The organism is Paenibacillus sp. FSL F4-0125, assembly GCF_038008565.1.
Classification (GTDB): Bacteria; Bacillota; Bacilli; order Paenibacillales; family Paenibacillaceae; genus Paenibacillus_AQ.
Map to the genome: position 1 here is coordinate 3,629,341 of NZ_JBBOZJ010000001.1, position 18,183 is coordinate 3,647,523.

Annotated in this window: 20 protein-coding genes and 1 pseudogene; 8 read left to right on the forward strand and 13 right to left on the reverse strand. The window is 41.9% G+C overall.

The genetic code is table 11. The features are described 5' to 3' along the window. Nucleotides 1-31 precede the first annotated feature (31 nt). Together NST74_RS16005 and NST74_RS16010 are read right to left on the reverse strand one after the other, a co-directional pair. Entirely contained in the window at nt 32-937 is a 906-nt protein-coding gene (locus tag NST74_RS16005; protein WP_341113177.1) for a tyrosine-type recombinase/integrase, read from the reverse strand. Between the two features lie 63 nt (nt 938-1,000). Further along, nucleotides 1,001-1,897 (reverse strand): LysR family transcriptional regulator, encoded by an 897-nt coding sequence (locus NST74_RS16010; protein ID WP_341113179.1) that lies wholly within the window; start codon nt 1,895-1,897, stop codon nt 1,001-1,003. A 127-nt stretch (nt 1,898-2,024) separates the two neighbouring features. Here NST74_RS16010 and NST74_RS16015 point away from each other — a divergent pair, with 127 nt between their 5' ends. Together NST74_RS16015 and NST74_RS16020 are read left to right on the forward strand one after the other, a co-directional pair. Further along, nucleotides 2,025-3,347, forward strand: coding sequence for an APC family permease (locus tag NST74_RS16015; RefSeq protein ID WP_341113181.1), 1,323 nt, complete (start codon nt 2,025-2,027; stop codon nt 3,345-3,347). Between the two features lie 174 nt (nt 3,348-3,521). Next, a complete protein-coding gene (locus NST74_RS16020) occupies nt 3,522-4,478 on the forward strand; it encodes an alpha/beta hydrolase (RefSeq protein WP_341113183.1) in 957 nt (318 codons plus the stop codon). A gap of 364 nt (nt 4,479-4,842) precedes the next feature. Here NST74_RS16020 and NST74_RS16025 read toward each other — a convergent pair whose 3' ends face one another. The 5 genes from NST74_RS16025 to NST74_RS16045 are packed head-to-tail and all read right to left on the reverse strand — an operon-like array spanning nt 4,843 to nt 6,502. Further along, the gene (locus tag NST74_RS16025; RefSeq protein ID WP_341113184.1) at nt 4,843-5,223 is read right to left on the reverse strand and encodes a hypothetical protein; all 381 of its coding nucleotides are present in this window, start codon (nt 5,221-5,223) and stop codon (nt 4,843-4,845) included. Continuing rightward, nucleotides 5,224-5,403: a hypothetical protein gene (locus NST74_RS16030; protein WP_042128202.1), complete on the reverse strand. Its 180-nt coding sequence runs from the start codon at nt 5,401-5,403 to the stop codon at nt 5,224-5,226. It abuts the gene before it with no gap. Next, nucleotides 5,384-5,995, reverse strand: coding sequence for a spore germination protein GerPC (gerPC, locus tag NST74_RS16035; protein ID WP_341113186.1), 612 nt, complete (start codon nt 5,993-5,995; stop codon nt 5,384-5,386). Before gerPC ends, NST74_RS16030 begins: the two co-directional genes overlap by 20 nt. Before the next feature lie 48 nt (nt 5,996-6,043). Continuing rightward, nucleotides 6,044-6,265 carry a spore germination protein GerPB gene (locus NST74_RS16040; RefSeq protein WP_341113187.1) on the reverse strand — a complete coding sequence of 74 codons (222 nt, stop codon included), beginning with the start codon at nt 6,263-6,265 and terminating at the stop codon, nt 6,044-6,046. 12 nt (nt 6,266-6,277) lie between these two features. Beyond that, nucleotides 6,278-6,502: a spore germination protein gene (locus NST74_RS16045; RefSeq protein WP_036687577.1), complete on the reverse strand. Its 225-nt coding sequence runs from the start codon at nt 6,500-6,502 to the stop codon at nt 6,278-6,280. 115 nt (nt 6,503-6,617) lie between these two features. Here NST74_RS16045 and NST74_RS16050 point away from each other — a divergent pair, with 115 nt between their 5' ends. Together NST74_RS16050 and NST74_RS16055 are read left to right on the forward strand one after the other, a co-directional pair. Further along, the gene (locus NST74_RS16050) at nt 6,618-7,076 is read left to right on the forward strand and encodes a hypothetical protein (RefSeq protein WP_341113189.1); all 459 of its coding nucleotides are present in this window, start codon (nt 6,618-6,620) and stop codon (nt 7,074-7,076) included. Between the two features lie 237 nt (nt 7,077-7,313). Then, a complete protein-coding gene (locus NST74_RS16055) occupies nt 7,314-7,490 on the forward strand; it encodes a hypothetical protein (protein WP_341113191.1) in 177 nt (58 codons plus the stop codon). Between the two features lie 131 nt (nt 7,491-7,621). On the opposite strand, the gene NST74_RS16060 is transcribed toward NST74_RS16055, so the two are convergent. Beyond that, nucleotides 7,622-8,560 carry a GNAT family N-acetyltransferase gene (locus NST74_RS16060; RefSeq protein WP_341113192.1) on the reverse strand — a complete coding sequence of 313 codons (939 nt, stop codon included), beginning with the start codon at nt 8,558-8,560 and terminating at the stop codon, nt 7,622-7,624. Nucleotides 8,561-8,710: 150 nt separating this feature from the next. Here NST74_RS16060 and NST74_RS16065 point away from each other — a divergent pair, with 150 nt between their 5' ends. Together NST74_RS16065 and NST74_RS16070 are read left to right on the forward strand one after the other, a co-directional pair. Next, a complete protein-coding gene (locus tag NST74_RS16065; RefSeq protein WP_341113194.1) occupies nt 8,711-9,106 on the forward strand; it encodes a hypothetical protein in 396 nt (131 codons plus the stop codon). A 206-nt stretch (nt 9,107-9,312) separates the two neighbouring features. Further along, nucleotides 9,313-9,435, forward strand: a pseudogene (locus tag NST74_RS16070) (transposase); the annotation flags it as partial. Nucleotides 9,436-9,750: 315 nt separating this feature from the next. Here NST74_RS16070 and NST74_RS16075 read toward each other — a convergent pair. From NST74_RS16075 to NST74_RS16090, 4 genes are all read right to left on the reverse strand, one after another. Further along, a complete protein-coding gene (locus NST74_RS16075) occupies nt 9,751-10,428 on the reverse strand; it encodes a stalk domain-containing protein (RefSeq protein WP_341113195.1) in 678 nt (225 codons plus the stop codon). 604 nt (nt 10,429-11,032) lie between these two features. Further along, on the reverse strand, nt 11,033-11,446 hold the full coding sequence (locus tag NST74_RS16080) for a VOC family protein (protein ID WP_341113196.1): 414 nt from the start codon (nt 11,444-11,446) through the stop codon (nt 11,033-11,035). A 34-nt stretch (nt 11,447-11,480) separates the two neighbouring features. Next, a complete protein-coding gene (locus NST74_RS16085) occupies nt 11,481-12,404 on the reverse strand; it encodes a ketopantoate reductase family protein (RefSeq protein WP_341113198.1) in 924 nt (307 codons plus the stop codon). 297 nt (nt 12,405-12,701) lie between these two features. Then, nucleotides 12,702-14,477 (reverse strand): ABC transporter substrate-binding protein, encoded by a 1,776-nt coding sequence (locus NST74_RS16090; protein ID WP_341113200.1) that lies wholly within the window; start codon nt 14,475-14,477, stop codon nt 12,702-12,704. Nucleotides 14,478-14,621: 144 nt separating this feature from the next. Between NST74_RS16090 and NST74_RS16095 the strand changes: the two genes are divergently transcribed. After that, nucleotides 14,622-15,857, forward strand: coding sequence for an MDR family MFS transporter (locus NST74_RS16095; protein ID WP_341113201.1), 1,236 nt, complete (start codon nt 14,622-14,624; stop codon nt 15,855-15,857). Nucleotides 15,858-16,027: 170 nt separating this feature from the next. On the opposite strand, the gene NST74_RS16100 is transcribed toward NST74_RS16095, so the two are convergent. Continuing rightward, the gene (locus tag NST74_RS16100) at nt 16,028-16,984 is read right to left on the reverse strand and encodes a helix-turn-helix transcriptional regulator (protein ID WP_341113202.1); all 957 of its coding nucleotides are present in this window, start codon (nt 16,982-16,984) and stop codon (nt 16,028-16,030) included. A 109-nt stretch (nt 16,985-17,093) separates the two neighbouring features. Between NST74_RS16100 and NST74_RS16105 the strand changes: the two genes are divergently transcribed. Next, nucleotides 17,094-18,029, forward strand: coding sequence for a Gfo/Idh/MocA family protein (locus tag NST74_RS16105; RefSeq protein WP_341113204.1), 936 nt, complete (start codon nt 17,094-17,096; stop codon nt 18,027-18,029). Nucleotides 18,030-18,183: the final 154 nt, after the last annotated feature.

Below are 18,183 nucleotides of genomic sequence, written 5' to 3' on the forward strand. Positions count from 1 at the left end.
TTTTCATGAAGAAAATGCACTTTTAATTCTATCAAATCTGGACTTGCAATTTCGACATGGCTTCTTCCTTCTCCCGGCTCGTGATATGCGTGTAAACCGTTGTAGTCTGAATAGAAGAGTGTCCGAGCAGTTCCTGAACCGTTCGCAGATCCGCCCCTTTTCGTAACAGCATGGTAGCGAAGGAATGTCGAAGCTTGTGGCTGGAATATGGTCGACGTTGTGCAGCAGGCACATCCTTTTGGAAACGATCGAAGGTGTCCGCAGCGATTTGCTGTATACCACGAATGGACAGCCTGCGTCCCTTTTGTGAAATGAACATAGCCTCTTCTTTACTGCGCCAAGGTTCTAGCCGTTCTTCTATTGCCAGATCGAGAAAGGGGACCACATCCTCTGGAATCGGTACATTACGCCATTTACGTCCCTTACCAAACACTCGAAGTGAATGCCTTTCTACATTATAATCACTCAAATTCAGCGTGTGGACTTCCCCCACCCGAAGCCCCATATAGGACATGAGTAAAAAAACTGCTAAATTACGGCCTTTGTACTTCCCGTCTATAGAAGATAAAAATCGCCCCAGATCACCTTCATCTAAATAGACTGGCTCACGATTGATCTCTGTCTTAGATTTCTTGATCCCAGCTGCTGGATTGGTCAGAAGTAATTCCAGTTCAATTAATGCCTTAAAAAAACAGTTAATAGAGGCATGCTTCCGGTTACGAGTAGCATCACTTACTCCACGTTCACGCACAGAAGTAAGAAAGGAAATAACATGTAACTTCTTTACCGATTCAAGCTTTTTTCCATTTAGACTTTCTAAAAACTGTCTTACATCTACTAAATAGGATTTCTGCGTATAGGGAGTGTAACCGGCATCCTTCATCCAGATTAAAAAAGCCTCAAGCCCCTCTTCGTAGTCTTCACTCCACTCATTCATGGCTTCGAGCCTCCCTTGATTTCGACAATCTATTGTACCATAGAATAGCTACGAGATTTATACTTAAGTATTCCATTTTTCAGCGTGCTTTTGTACAGTCTTTAAAAACTCTGTTAATACAGGTGATTTCCATTTCTTATGATGATAGGCTATTTGAGTAGCCACACGCTGCGATTCATCATTCCAATTTAAACCAGCTAACTTTCCCTCCGCTAATTCATTGTTCACTGTAATCATTGGAATAAAAGCGATACCTAGCCCCGCCATAACACATTGCTTGATCGCCTCAATACTCCAAAACTCTAACGTAGGGTCAGGAAATACCCCATGACTATTTAAATGATGTTCAAACAAATTACGGTAGCTACAACCGGTTTCCGTATGCAATATTGTTACTCCCTTAAGATGAACCGGCTCTACCTCTGAAAGACTCATTAAGGGATGATCCGGCGGAGCGATCAGGGTCATTTGTTCATGCACCAGTGTTTCTATATTCAGATCTTTATCTTCTGTCTCTGGTTGCAGTAGGAAGGCCAAATCCAATTCACCGGATCGAACCAAATCCGTTAGCTCCCAGCAGGCCCCAGGTTTCAGAAGAATTTGGACCTTTGGATATTTCACTCGAAACTCCTTGATAATGCCTGGTAAGCGAAAAGCAGCCAGAGATTCAGGTGCACCAATTCGTAAAGACCCTGTTAGCTCACTCTCGGAGCGAAGAGCATCTTGCGCTAGAGAGTGCATTCTAGAGATCTCTTGAGCGAATGGGAGTAGACGGCGGCCTGCATCGGTTAAGATGATCTTTTTACTGATCCGATCGAATAAAGGCTGACCTATTTCAGTCTCTAACGCTTGGATCTGTGCGGTAATACTGGATTGTGCATAATCAAGCTTCTGTGCAGCGCGTGTGAAGCTACCCGTCTCCACTACGACTATAAAGGTAAAAAGATGACGTGATTCCATACGTGCCCCCTGAATAATAGTTACCCATCGGAATTTCGAATGGATACTATTCAAAAAATCTGTTTTTCCAATGGATCTATTATCTGCTACTCTATAACAAAAGACAATGAAAGCAGGATTAAAAATCATGAAAGATTCAAGTTCAACCACTTTACGAAGAAACATCGGCATGCCTCAAGCCATAGCTCTTTATATCGGCGCTGTATTGGGCTCGGGAGTCTTAATCGTTCCCGGACTGGCTGCAGAAATGGCAGGTCCCGCTTCATTGCTGGCATGGGGATTTATGACGCTGTTGATTTTGCCAATGGCCTTATCGATGGGCCTGCTCTCTGCCAAATTTCCTAACGCAGGAGGCGTGTCCCACTTCGTTACCCTTGCTTTCGGACCTAAAGCCGGATCTTTAGTGGGCTGGTTTTTCCTAATGTCCGTTCCGATTGGTGCGCCTGTCGCTGCGCTGACCGGAGCTGGTTATATGACAGCCGCAATGGGCTGGGATGAACCTGCGAGAATTACTATCGCTGCGGTGATGTTGGCCATTGGGCTAATTACAAACTGGATTGGCATGCAAGTGGCGGGAAAGGTACAAATTGCTGTAGTGATTGCGATTGTAGCTGTTCTCGTCTTCTCCTTTGCTACTGCGCTTCCTCGGATGGAGGTTGAACACTTCACTCCCTTTGCCCCACACGGATGGATGAGCATTGGACAGGCTGCAGCAATCCTATTTTGGTGTTTTATTGGTTGGGAAGCTGTCTCACATCTCTCTGAGGAGTTCAAAGATCCACAACGTGCTGCAGTTAAAGGTGTGACCATCGCTGCTATTATTGTTGGTGTTTTATATTTCTTATCCGCTTTAGCGACGGTTGGCACACAAAGCTACCTTAAAGGTGGGTCGAGCACTTCACTTGTCTGGATCATCAGCCAGCCTCTTGGACACTGGGGAGGATTTATCGCAGGTCTTACAGGTCTCTTCATCTGTACCGCCACCATTATCGCTTATGCCGGTGCGGCCTCGCGGGTGGCTTATGCGTTATCGCGTCAGGGCTATGCACCGCAATGGATGGGGAGACTATCCAAATCCTATCATACCCCTATCGGTGGGATAGCTTTCCTGCTCCTCTGTTTTGTAACGGTCATGTCACTATACAGCAGCGGATTGATATCCATCACTACTTTGATCCAGTTTCCGAATGCGACATTTATCCTGACTTATATCGGAGGCTGTGCTGCGGGGATACGCCTACTTAAGGGAAGTAGATTAGGCGTAACGATCAGCTGGATCTCTTTTCTAGCTACCGCTGCCGTGTTTCCTTTTACGGGCTGGGCGATAGGCTATCCGTTACTTATTACTTTGATGTTTATTTTGATCTTCCGTATTAAACATAAACAAACGGTTGCCGGAATAAGGGATTTAAAAAGTGAAATTCATGAGGATCAGCGAAAAGTATTGTAAGGCTCATGATCATCTGTTTGAATCTTTTTTTGACAGTGTGATTCAACGCAATCCATCAACACTCATTGAGATGCAAAATACATGAATGAATCATATCGTTTCAGCATTCGTTTAGATGGTTATGGAATGAAGAGGGTAAACTATACTATTACCAGACAAAGGAGACGATACATCATGTCAAATCAACCAAAGATTATTCTTGAGCCAGCAGCGCAGAAATTTGCCGATGATAATTCCAAACCTCCGTTCCTTCCTGATCTTGGACCAGAAAAAGGCCGAGAAACGGTAGATTCTGTACAATCCAGTGAGATATATAAACCTGAAGTTGAAATTGAAGATCTTATGGTGCCAGGAGGACCTAATGGTAATGTTTCCATAAGAATTGTTCGGCCCCCTAGCTCCTCTTCGGCGTCGTTGCCAGTGATCCTTTACATTCATGGTGCTGGCTGGGTGTTTGGTAATGCACATACCCATGACCGCCTGATCCGTGAACTAGCTGTCGGAGCGGAGGCTGCTATTGTTTTTCCAAATTATAGCCTCTCTCCAGAAGCTAAATATCCTACAGCAATTGAAGAAATCTATGCTGTTCTGAAATGGATCACTGAACAGGGAAGTGATCATGCCCTTGATGCTAACAAGCTATCCATAGGTGGTGATAGTGTCGGTGGAAATATGGCAGCCGCCATTACGCTTATGGCTAAAGAACGCAGTGGCCCGAAGATAGGGAAACAACTTCTGTTCTATCCGGTAACGGATGCCTCCTTTGATACCGAATCCTATCATGCGTTCGCCGAAGGATATTTCCTACAGCGTGACGGAATGAAATGGTTCTGGGATCAATATACAACTGACTCAGCGGAGCGGAATCAGATCACAGCCTCCCCGCTTCGTGCCAGTGTAGAACAGTTACGCGATCTGCCTGAAGCTTTAGTCATAACGGGTGAAGCAGATGTTCTACGTGATGAAGGTGAAGCTTATGCTGCCAAATTACGTGAAGCTGGCGTCACTGTCACAGCAGTTCGCTTTCAAGGGATCATACATGATTTTGTGATGTTAAATCCTTTAGCAGAAACCAATGCCAAAAAAGCCGCCATCAAGCTGGCGACTACCTGGCTTCGTGAAGGCTTCTAAAACTAATAAGTCCATCGACATTTTCTACATGAGGGAGTGTCTCAAAGGCCATGAAATGGCTTCTGGGACACTTTTTTTGATGAATACTTACGTTGACGGTCGATACCTTCTACATTGAATGCCAGACAGTTCTTCTATTGACTCTTAACCATCCTTAGGGGACACTTTCGTGACTAAAGTTCCCTCCATCGTGTAAAATATTTACTTATGGGACACCGATTTTTTCATTAGTTAACATAATTATGTTTATGTTAACTAATGCTATAAGAAACAACAATTACGCCCAACAGTTACGAGGAGCAGGCAATTGGCTGGCTGCAAGATCATTTCGAGACCTCTTTGCTTCTAGAGCTTATAGATGCTGTTACGCCTCATCTTTTGAAGCTAATTCTCGCTTAAACTCACTCGTTCGACTCTCCAAATGAACAGAACCGCCATTTCCAATCTGAAAGGTCGTACCGGACCCAATCGATAAAATTCTAATATATTGCATATTAATCGTTGAAGCCTCGGAATCATTCAAAATCTCAACTTCATCTTCATTCACTTGCTTCGACCATGCCGTGAGTGGGATCTCTAAGGGTGAAGCCTCTCTATTATTGCTGTTAATCTCTTTTATGTTATATAGGTAATTTTCTTTACTTCCCACGAATTTGGACTGAATCCGCTCTACAGATCCACATAAAAAAATCGAACTGTCAGACAGATTATTGATATACACATCTAGTATACGTGAAGCGTGCATTTATTCACTGCCTTTTTGGACTTGATCTGGAGCACTGGGAGCATACTCGATCACGCTGTCAAACGCCGAAGAACAGTTAATCGTCTGGGTATCCCCTACTAAAAATACCGAAGAACCTGATATCGAAACCACTTTTACTGCGTTTACATTTATTTCTCTGTTAATCACGGTTACTTTCATGCGGTTCCCGCCTTCCAGTTATGTTTATTTCCAAATGCCGCTCTATCGCCGTAACAATATCTCGTTTGATTTGTTCTACAATAGAAGCACTTTCCTCTTCTGTGTATCCGCGCCCTTCCTCTGAGGTAGGCAGCTGGCTCACATAGTCGTTAATTCGGCCATCCATCTGATTCAGCAGATCCTGAGTTACCATTTGGATATAGTTCTCATCAATACTTAAGTTCTGCTCTTTTTCTAAACGTGAAAATTGTGAGGGTACCTCCTCTTGCACATATTTCAAAATCTCTGGACGAATTTTATCCGATAATGCGGTTGTCCCTCCCTCCTGCTCTCCGATAGGTTTACCGTTGATCATTGCTTCATCCAGATTATTTCCCTCATTAGGTGTTATGCCTATATTTAAAGTGCCTTCCAGCTTCTCGATTTTCAATTGTTCAAAATGATAATTTATAGGACCTATACTTGCAGTTTTATTATTCTTCATGCTGTCAATGTCACCTTGTAAATCTTGGATCTGTTTCTCTAGCAGTTGAATCTTTTCAGCCTGCACTCTTAATGCATTTAAGACTTGCTGAACATAATACGGGTGCATACAACCCCCTCCTATGGTTTATTGTATGCGAAGGATAAGAGCCTAATTCTAGCGTGTATATAGTTCAGTTGGCGGAGGCAAGCGTACAAGAGGCGAATCACTTACCCCTGGTGATGGTGCAGGAGGAGATTCTGGAACGTCACTAGATTGATAACTATTAGACAAGGCATTAATTCGGCCGGAAGTGCCGATCTGCAGAACCGATGAATTAGAGATCGTACCAATTTTTAGATGATTGACCGATATGCACTGATATACCGTAATTTTCATGTAAACCCACCCTTAAGGAGGCGATACTTGATCCACCACATCTGAATCCATCGTGTTCGTACTGCTGGCTGCATTATTCGTAATGTTTGTACCTATGGAGTCACCTATCGAGAAGGAGTTGGCACCGGCATAGATTTTGGAGTTACTGCTCAAGATGACGGATGCCGTATTTCCTACTAAAACTGTGGAACTAGGGCCCACGCTGTTAATTTTAATGTTGCCGATGATTGAAACCACCAAACCACTCCTCCTTTCAGAATGATAACCTATTCTATGTAGATATTCGCCCAGATGTCACTGAATAATTCATACGACCATACAATAGATAAAAAATGAAGGAGGTTCAGCGTTCATGAGTCCAAATAAATCGAACCCTTTAGATTGGATGAACGAAGATCCCTTTTTTAAGAAAAAACTATCCTTAAAGTCGCTTGAAGAGCAATGGAAGCTGGATCCCAGCCAGATCGATGGTTATGTTGAAAAAATAATTAAAGAAGCTACCGCAGCGACCTCTTCGTCATTTACGAACGAAACCTCAAGTCTGCAATTTGAGCATCTAGACACACATAATTACTTGATCACGAAAATTCGTATTCCAAGTGGAATTCACCCGGAAAGTATTTGGGCACAAATTAACAGAACACAAATCAAATTAAGCGGTCTCGGAAAAGATCGTAGCGAGATCATCCCACTTCCCATTCCAGTCAATCCGGATCAGAGCAGAGGCACTTATAAACAAGGCTCATTACAATTCAGAATGCTGAAAATGTCAGCAGGTAAATTTAGGGATATCGATATCCGTTATTTATAAAAAAATCCTTATAACCCCTCCTTTTTGCTCGTCCAAGTGGTGATCTTTTCTCAAAAAAAAGCTTTAAAACTAAAACAGCGTATAATTTAAGTTATGCGCTGTTTTTTCAGGGCGTTTTCCGCCCTTTTTATTCTCAATTTTATCTACAATCACAAAGGAATTTATAAGCTTTATTCTCCGAACTTTAAGGTTCCCTCGCTCATAAGATAGGGTATCAATCGCAAAGGTGGGCTATTTATGTCCAAAAATAAACGCGGTAAAGCGCTCTGGCGCATGCCATCCCGAGGTAGAGGAACATGCCCGATCTGCGGCAGTACTCGCATTAAGCTTTTATACATCGGAAAAGGACTCTCTGGCGAAAAGGTTAACGTGTGTAAGAAATGCGAGGGTAAACAAGTAACTAACAGTAACTGAACAAAATTGTTCAGAGGATCTCCTGTCATCATTATTACAAGGCGAACGGATTACTAAAAAAGTGCAATCCTGTCATCGAACCTCGATGAAACTGAATCACACTTTGCTTAGTAATCCTCTACTTCAAAAACCTATGGGAGTTCTATACGATACCGTCTTTCCTCACTTACTAAATTGAATCCGACAGATTCATAAAGATGCAATGCAGAATCATTATCTGTCAATACCATTAAACAAGCTTCTTCAAGTCCATGTGTTCTGAAATAGTTTAACGCTTGTACAAGCATGTACTTAGCAATTCCAAATCTTCTCCACGGCTCTAGTACAAAAACATTCTCAACATACCCACCTTTCTCTTCCTGCCATACCATCAAGCTGCCTACAACCCTCTCCCCTTCTCGAACAACCATAGAGTTCCAAAGCGGATTTTGCTTAAACTGAGATAGTCGTTCTTTCCCAAGTGGGGTTTCTGGCCAAATCTCAGCTTCTAATTCTAAATAATGATCTTCTTCTTGCGGCGTCTCCATCATCCAAGTTGCAAATTCAAATTCCTTTTTCAGTTCAGGTACAGTGTAGGATGTATTAAGATTATGATTCATTTTAAATAAGCTATTGTATTGACAGAAGCCCTTTTCTTTTTCAAAAAATAACGTATTTGCGATCTCCGATGCGTTATTCCCCACACATAACGTCGTTTTATACTCTGCTGGTAAAGTTCCCTTTAATTCAAATGCTCTCAAAAGGAGCGTTTGATACAAACTATCCAATAGATCATAATCTTCTTCTCGTTCAGGTATTGTTTTCAAATTCATATAGATCGAATGTCTGCTTTCATCTGAGCGCCCAGGCGGCACAATATTTATGATCTCTACTTGACCTTTGGCCACCATTTTCCCATTTTCAAAGGCGCAGTACACATTCTCCCAGTTTTCCTCATCACCAACCCACCAAAAAACAGCATTTCCCCGCGAAGTAACCGAGTTATATAACTCACCCAGTAATGGCATGTCCCCTTGTTCAAAATGACGAATCGTTAATCCTTCTGATGAAAGAAGCGTAGATTTTGTCAAAACAAAACCTCTTTTCAAATGAATTTATATTTATACATCAAGGTTAGCATACCTCATCCAATTTCACCTGTTAATTAATAGTTATAATTAATTCTTATATACCGTAACATTTATCGAGTGAACCCTGTCTTACTTAGATAGGGGGACTAAATGATGAAGAGACGTTTTTTTATAGGCATTTCTATATTTTCAATGGGTATTGTAATAGCTTTAGGGATCGGTACCATATCAAATCTCCTAACTCCATTTAAGAGTTTCTTGCTCACTGTAGATAATCAGTCGGATGATGAAATTAGCTCTATTGAAATAGGTTTAATCCATACGGACTCCAAGGAATTATTTATAGATCACATCAAGAAAGGTGAAACGAAAAAGTTCAAACCTACACTGAGCTTAAGTGGTGAAGGTTCTATATACCTTAAATATACTGACGCAAAAGGACAATCCACCCAAGAAATGGTATGTGGCTATACAGAGTATCTATCTGGTTATTCAACTGTCACGATTACTAATAAGGGCACAACTATAGTTCAGCAATGTAATTAAATCCTTTCTTCTAAGGGGCCCTCCCAAAAACCATGAAATGGATGCTTAGGAGATCACTTGTTTTTGGAGTCGGATAGACGGTTGCGCTACATAAGGACGCTCCGCGAACGGTCCGTTGTTCCAATCGCTGTTGTGTCCAGATTTTTTAAATTTCCCTTTGCGGTTAAAATCGGGACACAAAGGCGACCGCTATCGCTTTTCCATACCAAGCCCAGGAAATCCTGCGAAGCGAGGAAGGCTATGCTTTGTCCGTACGCCGAATGATAGAACCAGAGAGTGCGTTTGGACAACTAAAGAACAACCGGAGCTTCCGGCGGTTTCTGCTTCGCCGCATGTATTCGAAGAAAATAAATTAGTAGACTGAATAATGTCCCTTTAAATGGCCACTGGCGAACACATTCTTGTCGTCGGCATACCGATCGCGGCCCGTCCCGTTGCTGGCGCGCTGCTCAGCCGTTTGCTAATCGCCATGCCACTCTACAACTTTATTTTTCGAGTCGATACATACCCTCTAAGCCTGTCAACATATAACGAACGATGGATATAAATCTCTTCATTGCAAAAGAACGAGAAAAAATCTAATGTAATCTCACGTGAAAATAAGCCCACTACGCCTATACGGTTGTGGGCTTCGCTACTTAATCTTACTTGTAAATTGAAGTATCAAGCGGAATAATGAACCCGCCGTCAACAGCTTGTGTCACATTTATCGCGATGTTCTTTACTCCAGAAATATCTACCTCAATCGTCTGGAGATCACTATTAGGTGAAATCTTCTCTACTTTTTTAAGGAGCATATTCTTGTCATTATCCCTAATTTCAAGAGACTCCACTTCCTTGCCGATTGCAGCGAATTGCAGAACAAGCTTCTGATATTTGCCGTTAGGGCTGAGCGCGGTATATTTAATATTGGAATTAGGTGCGCTGTACAGTACTTCATTATAATTCTTGCTGCCGTATTTGGTCAGTGCAGGGTCCTTGGTATACAGACTCGTGTTAAAATCCTCCTGCTTCACGGGAACGCCTGCCTGCTGTTCGCCAATAATCACCTCTTTGGCTGTCCCGTCATAATTCACCGGAACATCCAGAAGCTCAGAAACAGATCGTACCGGAAGATACGTAGTTCCTTTATAAGTAATGGGAAGTACCGCTTTGCCATTGCCATCTTTGAGAGGGGTAATCTCCCCGTTCACTCTGATTTTTAAATCTCCGTTTAACAACGCTTTAATTTCTTGGAGCTGCGAGCTCGCGAAAGCACCTGTGCCCATACCCACTAAAAGTATCATGGTACCGCATAAAGTCGTAACAACCTTCTTCTTCATTTCTGTTTTCCTCCTCTTGGGATTTCTTCAAATCCAGGTACTCCGCAAACAACGGTTATTTGAGGGATAATCTCTCTGAAAGATGACGCTTCATGTGGGATAGTCTCTGCGTTTTTGGAGTTGAATATTTTACCATATTATATCACAAATCTGTCTCTTTCAATTTTTGAATAAACTGACTCACTCGTTTTTTTGTGATGTAGCCGGTTACTCATTTAGACCTTAACCAGTCGGACGAGCGTATCCTTGCTATGGTTCTGTTTGAGCATATAATCTCGCCGCCCTCCTGGCTGTCCACCCCGGTGCATCCAAAAGAATCAGGAGCTCGAGCTGCAGGCTCGCTGTTCAGCCGTTTGCTAATCGCCATGCCAGTCTACAGTTTATTTTTCGAGTCTAATACTTTATTTTTTTCTGACAGCAAGGAAAAAGTGACGCTTGAGGTCGGTTGACTTTCACTTACTGTGACCAAAAACAAAGAGCAGCAATTCTCCAGTGATGGGAGAATTGCTGCTCTTTTGACCTTTTTGCGGATTAAAAATGGAGAGTGAGTGTCTCTAATCGTAGAAAACCTACTTTTGGGATTTGACCGCGCAACACTTCAACGTTATGCATTCCCCGGAAGATTTAATTGCCAGGTCACACCAAATCGATCTGCTACCCAACCAAATTTCGGACTAAACGGATAGCTTCCAAGTGGCATTAGGACCTGTCCACCTTGTGCTAATGATTCGTAGACCCGATCAATTTCAGCTTCACTCTCACAATTTACATAGAAGGATATCGCTGGCGTAAAGGTGAACCCATGCTGAACATAGCTATCTATACACATAAATACTTGTCCATGTAAAGAGAAAGAAGCCTGCATAACACTACCTTCAGGTCCTGCTTCGTTCGCTCCATAGCGCTTAACGCTAATAACTTCAGAATCATCAAATAAGGTAGTATAGAAATTCATAGCTTCTTCTGCTTTCCCTTCGAACATAAGAAAAGTCATTATCTTTTGATTCGTTTCCTTCATATTTGCCCAGCTCCCTGTTGTGATTTAATTTAAATCATCTCATATCATTAACGCTTTCATATACTTTCAAACGGGCATACACGGTTTCGAGAACCGGATACGCATCTTGACCCGGCAAAGCCATCGCTAGAAGAGCACCATGCAGATGATCTGCTTCTACTGGTAATTGCTTATGCATATCCCGATGCATGGATGAAGTAAATTCGGGCAACACAGAAAGCATCTTTTGCATCGTGGAAGCTGTGTTTTCCGGTCCCACAGGCATTCCAGCATTTTGAGCCAGGCTCACAATCTCTCGCAGAAGTCGCTCATAGATAGCACGTGCCTTTGGAGATCCTAAAATAGGTCCAACTGAGCTATCCATTAAGGTTGTAATCCCACTTAAACTAGCTACAAATATATATTTTTGCCACACTTCACGCTGAATGTCAGAACTTAATGTCACTGTGAAACCAGCATTATCCAAATGGCTCAAAAGCAGCTGTGTTCGTTCTGACTCACCACCTGCCCATTCACCAAAGACAATACTATGGAACGAACTGCTTTGAACGATAGTACCTGCTGAATCTAGAGTTGTTTCTATATAACAAAGACCACCCAGTACATGTTCCGAACCAAAACGATTCTGCAAAATGCTAAATTGATCATAACCATTGAGGAGCGGGAGGATAACTGTATGTTCATCCATGTAGGGTTCGATGTCATTCATCACCTGAGGCAAATGGTATGCCTTGACCGCTATAATAATGCAGTCGAAAGGTTCTGTTTCTTCCCCATTAGAAATCGTTCGTACAGAAGTCTGAAAATCACCATGAACACTTTTTACGATCAACCCGTCTGCTTTTAACTGAATCTGTTTGGCAGTACGAACAAGAAAAGTAACATCTTCTCCTTTTTGAGCTAAACGCCCCCCGAAATATCCACCTATAGCTCCTGCACCCACGATAAGAAATCGCATGATAATCTCCCCTTTTTTTCCTTAATTTGAACAAACAAAAAGACCTTTTAGCTATTTGCTAAACAGGTCCGAAAGGCAAAAAAAGAGTCAAGTATCGACCGTTCTTTTGTCTCGGTCCTTACGGATCAGAGCAAAATCCAACGAGTTCACCTCCATGGCTACAAGTATATTCCTATTCATATCTCAAAACCTATTAGAGCACCATTCGATGATTTAATCGATACAGCCTCCCTGGAAAGTATAGCAAAAGAAAACATCCCTGTACAAGCATAAACGCCATCGACGTCCCTACTCTTCTTAAAGACTAGTAGTTTTGATCCACAATTTTGAGATATCCAGAAATCCGAATGAGCTGGTGTGAAGACCAAACAAGCTTTGATTTAGCTGCGCTTTTTTATTCATATGACAACCATATAGCACCCAATAGTTGTCCCTAAGCACACCTTCTGCTTGATTCAACAATTTTATTCTGTTCTCCTTAGGGGATTGCGTGAAATCAGTGAGTACCTCTGAGAATAACAAGATCTGGTCGTCTCTCAGCAGAGAAAATAGATAATTAAGTTTATTATTAAAGTAGTTAACCATCCCCCACTGCCAATCATCTTCTAGAACCTCTTCAGCAAGGAGGATTTCGGCGGTGTTCTTTATGTCTGCTGAGTTAAATTCATTGAATAAATATAGTTCAATTTGCAGCCCTACTGAAGCCGCTCGTGCTTGAAGCCACAGTGCTTCTTCTCGCTCTTCTTTTTTATCCTTTGTAGCTAAAGTTAAGATTTCTCCCTGATAGCCGCTTGCTACTAGAAGTTCTCTCGCTTGTTCCAAGGCAGGCTCAACAATGCTTCTCTTACTGCTCTCCCAAGGTAAAAAGCTGTCAGCAGGAGTACTACGGTTCCCTCCTAACTCCTTAATTAAAGTCTCTCGGCTGTAAAGAATTCTCATGGCCTGCCGAAAAAGTTGATGTTGATGAGCTCCTTCCTTATGGAAATTGAACAAGAGATACCGGCATCCCAAAGCAGGGTAGTCAATACTGTGGTTGCAGATGATATTAGGTAATAAACCCTCCTGAACGAAGTCTGGTAGTTCATACAATCGTTCACTTGAAGATTGTTCTGGCAAATACCAGATTTCTACACGATCTAGTAGCGGACGTATACCGTAATAATAATCAAATGCCGCGAGGACTAGCACATCTTCATTTAGATCTAATAAACGATAGGGCCCAGTTCCGCTCACCTCATTAGCGAGATCTACATCATAAGGAAGAATCGACATATGAATACAGCTGAACATGTGTAGAAAAAAGAGATTGGGACGAGACAGCTCAAACCGGATCCTGTGATCTCCTTCAAGCTCTACTCGTTCTATATCTTTGTATAGGCTCAATGCTGGACTGTTCAAATCTATAAGGCGTTGAAATGTCTCTTTTACGTCTTTGGAGGTCATTATCCTGCCGTGATGGAATCGCACACCTTTACGGAGATAAAAAATATAACTTGTACAATCTTCATTGGCTTCCCACATATGAGCCAGGCCAGGGAGAAAAGTATCACTTCCTGCATCATAGGAAACTAATGTGCTATAAATTTGTCCGAGTAAATAGGATTCAAACGCGGTGTATACATAAGCTGGATCTAGCTCTTCCATATGCCGGTTACGTGTAATTCGCAGGACGTCCAACCCTGATGTTGACTCTGTTTCACTACGGAAGCCCATCTGCTTATTTAACACCATTAATAACCGTTCCTTTAATGGATCACTAACTTGGCCACGACTTAATAGCTCTATAGCTTGCTTAATCTTCCCCTTACTAATGAGTTCCTGAAAGCTGTCCTCCAGCACCTCTTCAATCGTTCGAAGAAAAGTTAACTGCGAGATATTTCCACGCCCTCTTCCTGGCTGCCAATGTATAAACCCCTGCTCTTCAAGCTTTCGAAGAATAAACTTTACGTTACGAGGAGTGCAGCACAGAATCGTAGCCAGTCTATCTATGGTGACAGGAATAGCTTTTCCTATATCTATTGGGGATGGGATGGCTATTGCTAAACATAAAAAATGATTACTTATATGGTCCACGATCGTTCACTCCTTTAAAGGTGAAACACTTTAAGTAATTCTTACACTTTTACTTCCCCCTTTTATCATTATAATTATACATATATCAGCAATGAATATGCAGTACTAATATTATAGCTATCAGATTAGGAGACCTTTTCAATTATGAATCAGCATCTAAGGCATGTTCATCCACTAGCATGGACTATCATTATCGGTACGATGTTCGGACGTTTAGTAACTTCTATGAGCATTCCGTTCTTATCCATCTATTTAACCCAGGTCCTTGGAGCTACCCCCACTCAAACGGGAATTACCGTAGCCGTCAGCTCACTGGCGGGCGTAATGGCTAGCTTCTATGGAGGATACATTTCGGATATTGTAGGCCGCAAAATCGTCATGCTAATCTCCGTATTTGGCTGGGCAGCAGTATTCTTCGGATTTTCTGTTGCGCAACATCTGTGGGTATTCTTCTTGGTCAACACCTTGAACGGATTATGCAGATCCGTGTTTGAGCCCACTTCACGGGCGCTTCTATCCGATATTACTCCAGCTGAAAGTAAGCTGCTTGTATTCAATCTTAGATATGCTGCGATCAACCTTGGTGTTGTCTTTGGTCCGATTATTGGAGTGCAGCTCGGTTCTGCCGAGTCTACGTTTCCCTTTATGATCGCTGGGATTGTATATGTTGCATACGGCCTTGTATTATTCGTCCAATTCAAGTTGCATCATTCAACCATGCAGAGTCATACTCAAGCTGAACCACCACGTTTACTTGAAGCCTTGGCAATAACCGGTAGAGACCGTGTCTTCTTGCCAGTTCTACTCGGTACTATCTTTTGTGTGCTTGGATATGGACATTTCGGCTCAACTATGGCGCAATATTTAGCAATGAACACCCATTTCACAAATGGTGGGCAATTATTTTCATATATGTTGTCACTCAATGCCATTACAGTGCTCGTGGTACAGTATCCTATCGTACGTACTGCTAGTAAGTTCTCACCGATTGTTCCTTTGATTCTTGGAAATATATGCGTTGCACTTAGTCTTCTCTTAGTTGGTTTGGCAGAAGGTGTAGGCCTTCTTATGTTCAGTGTTGTTCTGTTTACAATAGGAGAAGTACTACTCTTCACGATGATGGACATGTTAATTGATCGGATCGCGAAGCCAGAAATGAAAGGTACGTACTTTGGAACGATTGGATTTAACAATTTAGGGAGTGTAATCGCGCCTATCTTCGGTGGTGTACTTTTAGATCATTATGGAGCCCAGAACGGCCTGACGATCTTCTTACCACTTGCTCTAACCACGGCTATAGGACTTCCTTTTCTAATCGTAGCGCACAAGAGGCTTACTGCTAGAGAGAAGTTATCTCTTGGTGTTGACACTAGCGCATAAATGGCTAATCCAATAAACTTAAGGGATATTTTGGAATCATCTATTATTAGTTAACATATTAATTATTATGTAAACCTTTAAAATCCGTTGAACTTTTTCACAATAAGAGCGGGACCGTTTCACTGCAGAACATGCAATCGAGACGGTCTCTTTTATATAAAATGACTTTGCTAATTATAAACCCCCTGTATCAAATTCACCTGTTCCTTCACATATTGTCTCAGTTTCAAAGGTTCCACAATCTCGGCTTGTCCAAGTATCCCCCAAACATTCGTACATGCACTTTCATAGCTATACATATTTACAGTAAGGGTTATTTGATCGCCTTCCTCTACCCTATTCATGATCTCCAGCCCGTGTATTGAAGCCACTCGGCTCTTATTCGTTCTAATCAATACTGGGTAGATCTCTTTCTCTTTACAAGCTTGTTTAAATTCCCTCTCCTGCTGCTTCCAGTGCCCTTCTAAAGAGAAGTCCTGAGGGATAGCATACTCTTCCTCTATAAGCTGTGTAGTGGCGATTCTCTCACATTTAAACGTGCGGATTTGTTCGGCTTCTTCACAGTAGGCAATAAGATACCACTCTTCTTTTTTCACAACTAGACCATAGGGCTGTAATTTCCTGTTTGATATGACTCCGTTAATCTTGTGGTACTCAATCCATAGTTTATGAGATCTCCATACGGCAGCTCTAATCGATTCCAGACAAGGGATTTCTAAACGTTCTGACCACCACGGCGTATCATCGAAATAAAACCGCTTTTGTGCCTTCTGGATATCTGTCTTATAGGAAGCGGGTAATGTTTTTTCTAGTTTCAGCAAGGTTGTCTTAAGCTTTAATCCGGAATGAGTATGACCGCCAGTATGGATCCCCATTCCAGTTAGATATAGATTGATTACATCTTCCTCATGAAGCTGACTTAAGTTAACTGTATACCCCTTCATTAAGGAGATGCCACCATTCGGTCCCGGTGTGGATAACAGTGGGATTCCAGCTTCAGCTAGTACATCAATGTCTCTATAGATAGAGCGTACGGAAGTTTCCAAGGCTTGAGCTAGGTCATTGGCCTTCATCTTCCCTCTTGATTCCACTAATAATAAAATTGCGATTAAACGGTGCAAGCGCATGGGATCCTCCAATTTTTTCTTTTTTATAGTATACATCATAATTCCTGCCAAGCTGTTGTCAACAATAGAAGGTTATGATTAGTTCAATACAATAAAGGAGCTGATACATATGAATATTGGCGTATTGGGGACTGGATTTGGAGCTTATCATGCGCAGTTATGGACAAAAATGGATCGAGTAGACAAAGTAATTATCTATGGTAGAAACGAAGCGAAGCTGCAAGAGCTAAAACAATCTTTAGGCGTTGAAATCACTACTAATATTGACGACATAATGCTTGATACCACCATCGATGTGATTGATATCTGTTTGCCCTCTGCTTTACATAGGCAATATGCTGTCGATGCACTTAAGTATGGAAAACATGTATTCTGTGAGACACCGGTTTGCTACAATTTAGAAGATGCCTATGGGATGAAGGAAGCCGAACAATTATATGATTCGCGAATCCTCGTCAACCAGTTTATTAAATTCGATCCTGCGTACAAATATCTATATGAAGTAACCACTAAGGAGAAATACGGAAAGCTCTTATCCCTCACCTTAAAAAGAGAAACGCCTCCCTTGTGGGGAGACCTCGGTCTACATGCCATCGCAACCAATCTTATGATTCACGAATTGGATTTTGTGACCTGGATGATGGGGTCTACGGAGCCGCACTCTGTTTGGGGAACTGATGGTGGTAAAAGTGATCAAGCCTTAGTCCGTGCAACTTTTCAACAACCTAATGTATCCGTTGAGATCGTTGTTTCTTCACAGATGCCTACCTCGTATCCTTTTTCCGTGGGTTATGAGGCTTATTTTGAACGAGGCAAGCTTGTCTATCAAGAAAGTGACCACATGAATGGATCAATCGAGAGCACATTAATTGAATTTACCGCTTCAGGTAAACAGGAGCTTTTGTCAGAACCAGCTAATCCCTATGAAAAAAGTTTGGAGCATGCACTCCACTGTCTAGAGAATGGTACTTTATCAGAAATTGAGTTTGACGCTGCCTTGCAAGCAATAGAATTAGCCATTAGGATTGGAAAAAAGCTTGTATAAATGGATCAAGGGGTGTTATATCCTTTTTCATGGGTTTTATTTGTAGGGTGAGTTGATGTATATGATTTATGATAGTGTCTGGGGTGAGTATTGGAATTTGAATTATCTATTGTGAATTTTTCATATGATGAATTGACAGAATTATTGTGAGAAT

Bases quoted from the DNA above. Each gene is read 5' to 3' on its own strand.
- NST74_RS16005 (WP_341113177.1), bottom strand. From the start codon at position 937: ATGAATGAGTGGAGTGAAGACTACGAAGAGGGGCTTGAGGCTTTTTTA.
- NST74_RS16010 (WP_341113179.1), bottom strand. From the start codon at position 1,897: ATGGAATCACGTCATCTTTTTACCTTTATAGTCGTAGTGGAGACGGGT.
- NST74_RS16015 (WP_341113181.1), top strand. From the start codon at position 2,025: ATGAAAGATTCAAGTTCAACCACTTTACGAAGAAACATCGGCATGCCT.
- NST74_RS16020 (WP_341113183.1), top strand. From the start codon at position 3,522: ATGTCAAATCAACCAAAGATTATTCTTGAGCCAGCAGCGCAGAAATTT.
- NST74_RS16025 (WP_341113184.1), bottom strand. From the start codon at position 5,223: ATGCACGCTTCACGTATACTAGATGTGTATATCAATAATCTGTCTGAC.
- NST74_RS16030 (WP_042128202.1), bottom strand. From the start codon at position 5,403: ATGAAAGTAACCGTGATTAACAGAGAAATAAATGTAAACGCAGTAAAA.
- gerPC (WP_341113186.1), bottom strand. From the start codon at position 5,995: ATGCACCCGTATTATGTTCAGCAAGTCTTAAATGCATTAAGAGTGCAG.
- NST74_RS16040 (WP_341113187.1), bottom strand. From the start codon at position 6,265: ATGAAAATTACGGTATATCAGTGCATATCGGTCAATCATCTAAAAATT.
- NST74_RS16050 (WP_341113189.1), top strand. From the start codon at position 6,618: ATGAGTCCAAATAAATCGAACCCTTTAGATTGGATGAACGAAGATCCC.
- NST74_RS16055 (WP_341113191.1), top strand. From the start codon at position 7,314: ATGTCCAAAAATAAACGCGGTAAAGCGCTCTGGCGCATGCCATCCCGA.
- NST74_RS16065 (WP_341113194.1), top strand. From the start codon at position 8,711: ATGATGAAGAGACGTTTTTTTATAGGCATTTCTATATTTTCAATGGGT.
- NST74_RS16075 (WP_341113195.1), bottom strand. From the start codon at position 10,428: ATGAAGAAGAAGGTTGTTACGACTTTATGCGGTACCATGATACTTTTA.
- NST74_RS16080 (WP_341113196.1), bottom strand. From the start codon at position 11,446: ATGAAGGAAACGAATCAAAAGATAATGACTTTTCTTATGTTCGAAGGG.
- NST74_RS16085 (WP_341113198.1), bottom strand. From the start codon at position 12,404: ATGCGATTTCTTATCGTGGGTGCAGGAGCTATAGGTGGATATTTCGGG.
- NST74_RS16095 (WP_341113201.1), top strand. From the start codon at position 14,622: ATGAATCAGCATCTAAGGCATGTTCATCCACTAGCATGGACTATCATT.
- NST74_RS16100 (WP_341113202.1), bottom strand. From the start codon at position 16,984: ATGCGCTTGCACCGTTTAATCGCAATTTTATTATTAGTGGAATCAAGA.
- NST74_RS16105 (WP_341113204.1), top strand. From the start codon at position 17,094: ATGAATATTGGCGTATTGGGGACTGGATTTGGAGCTTATCATGCGCAG.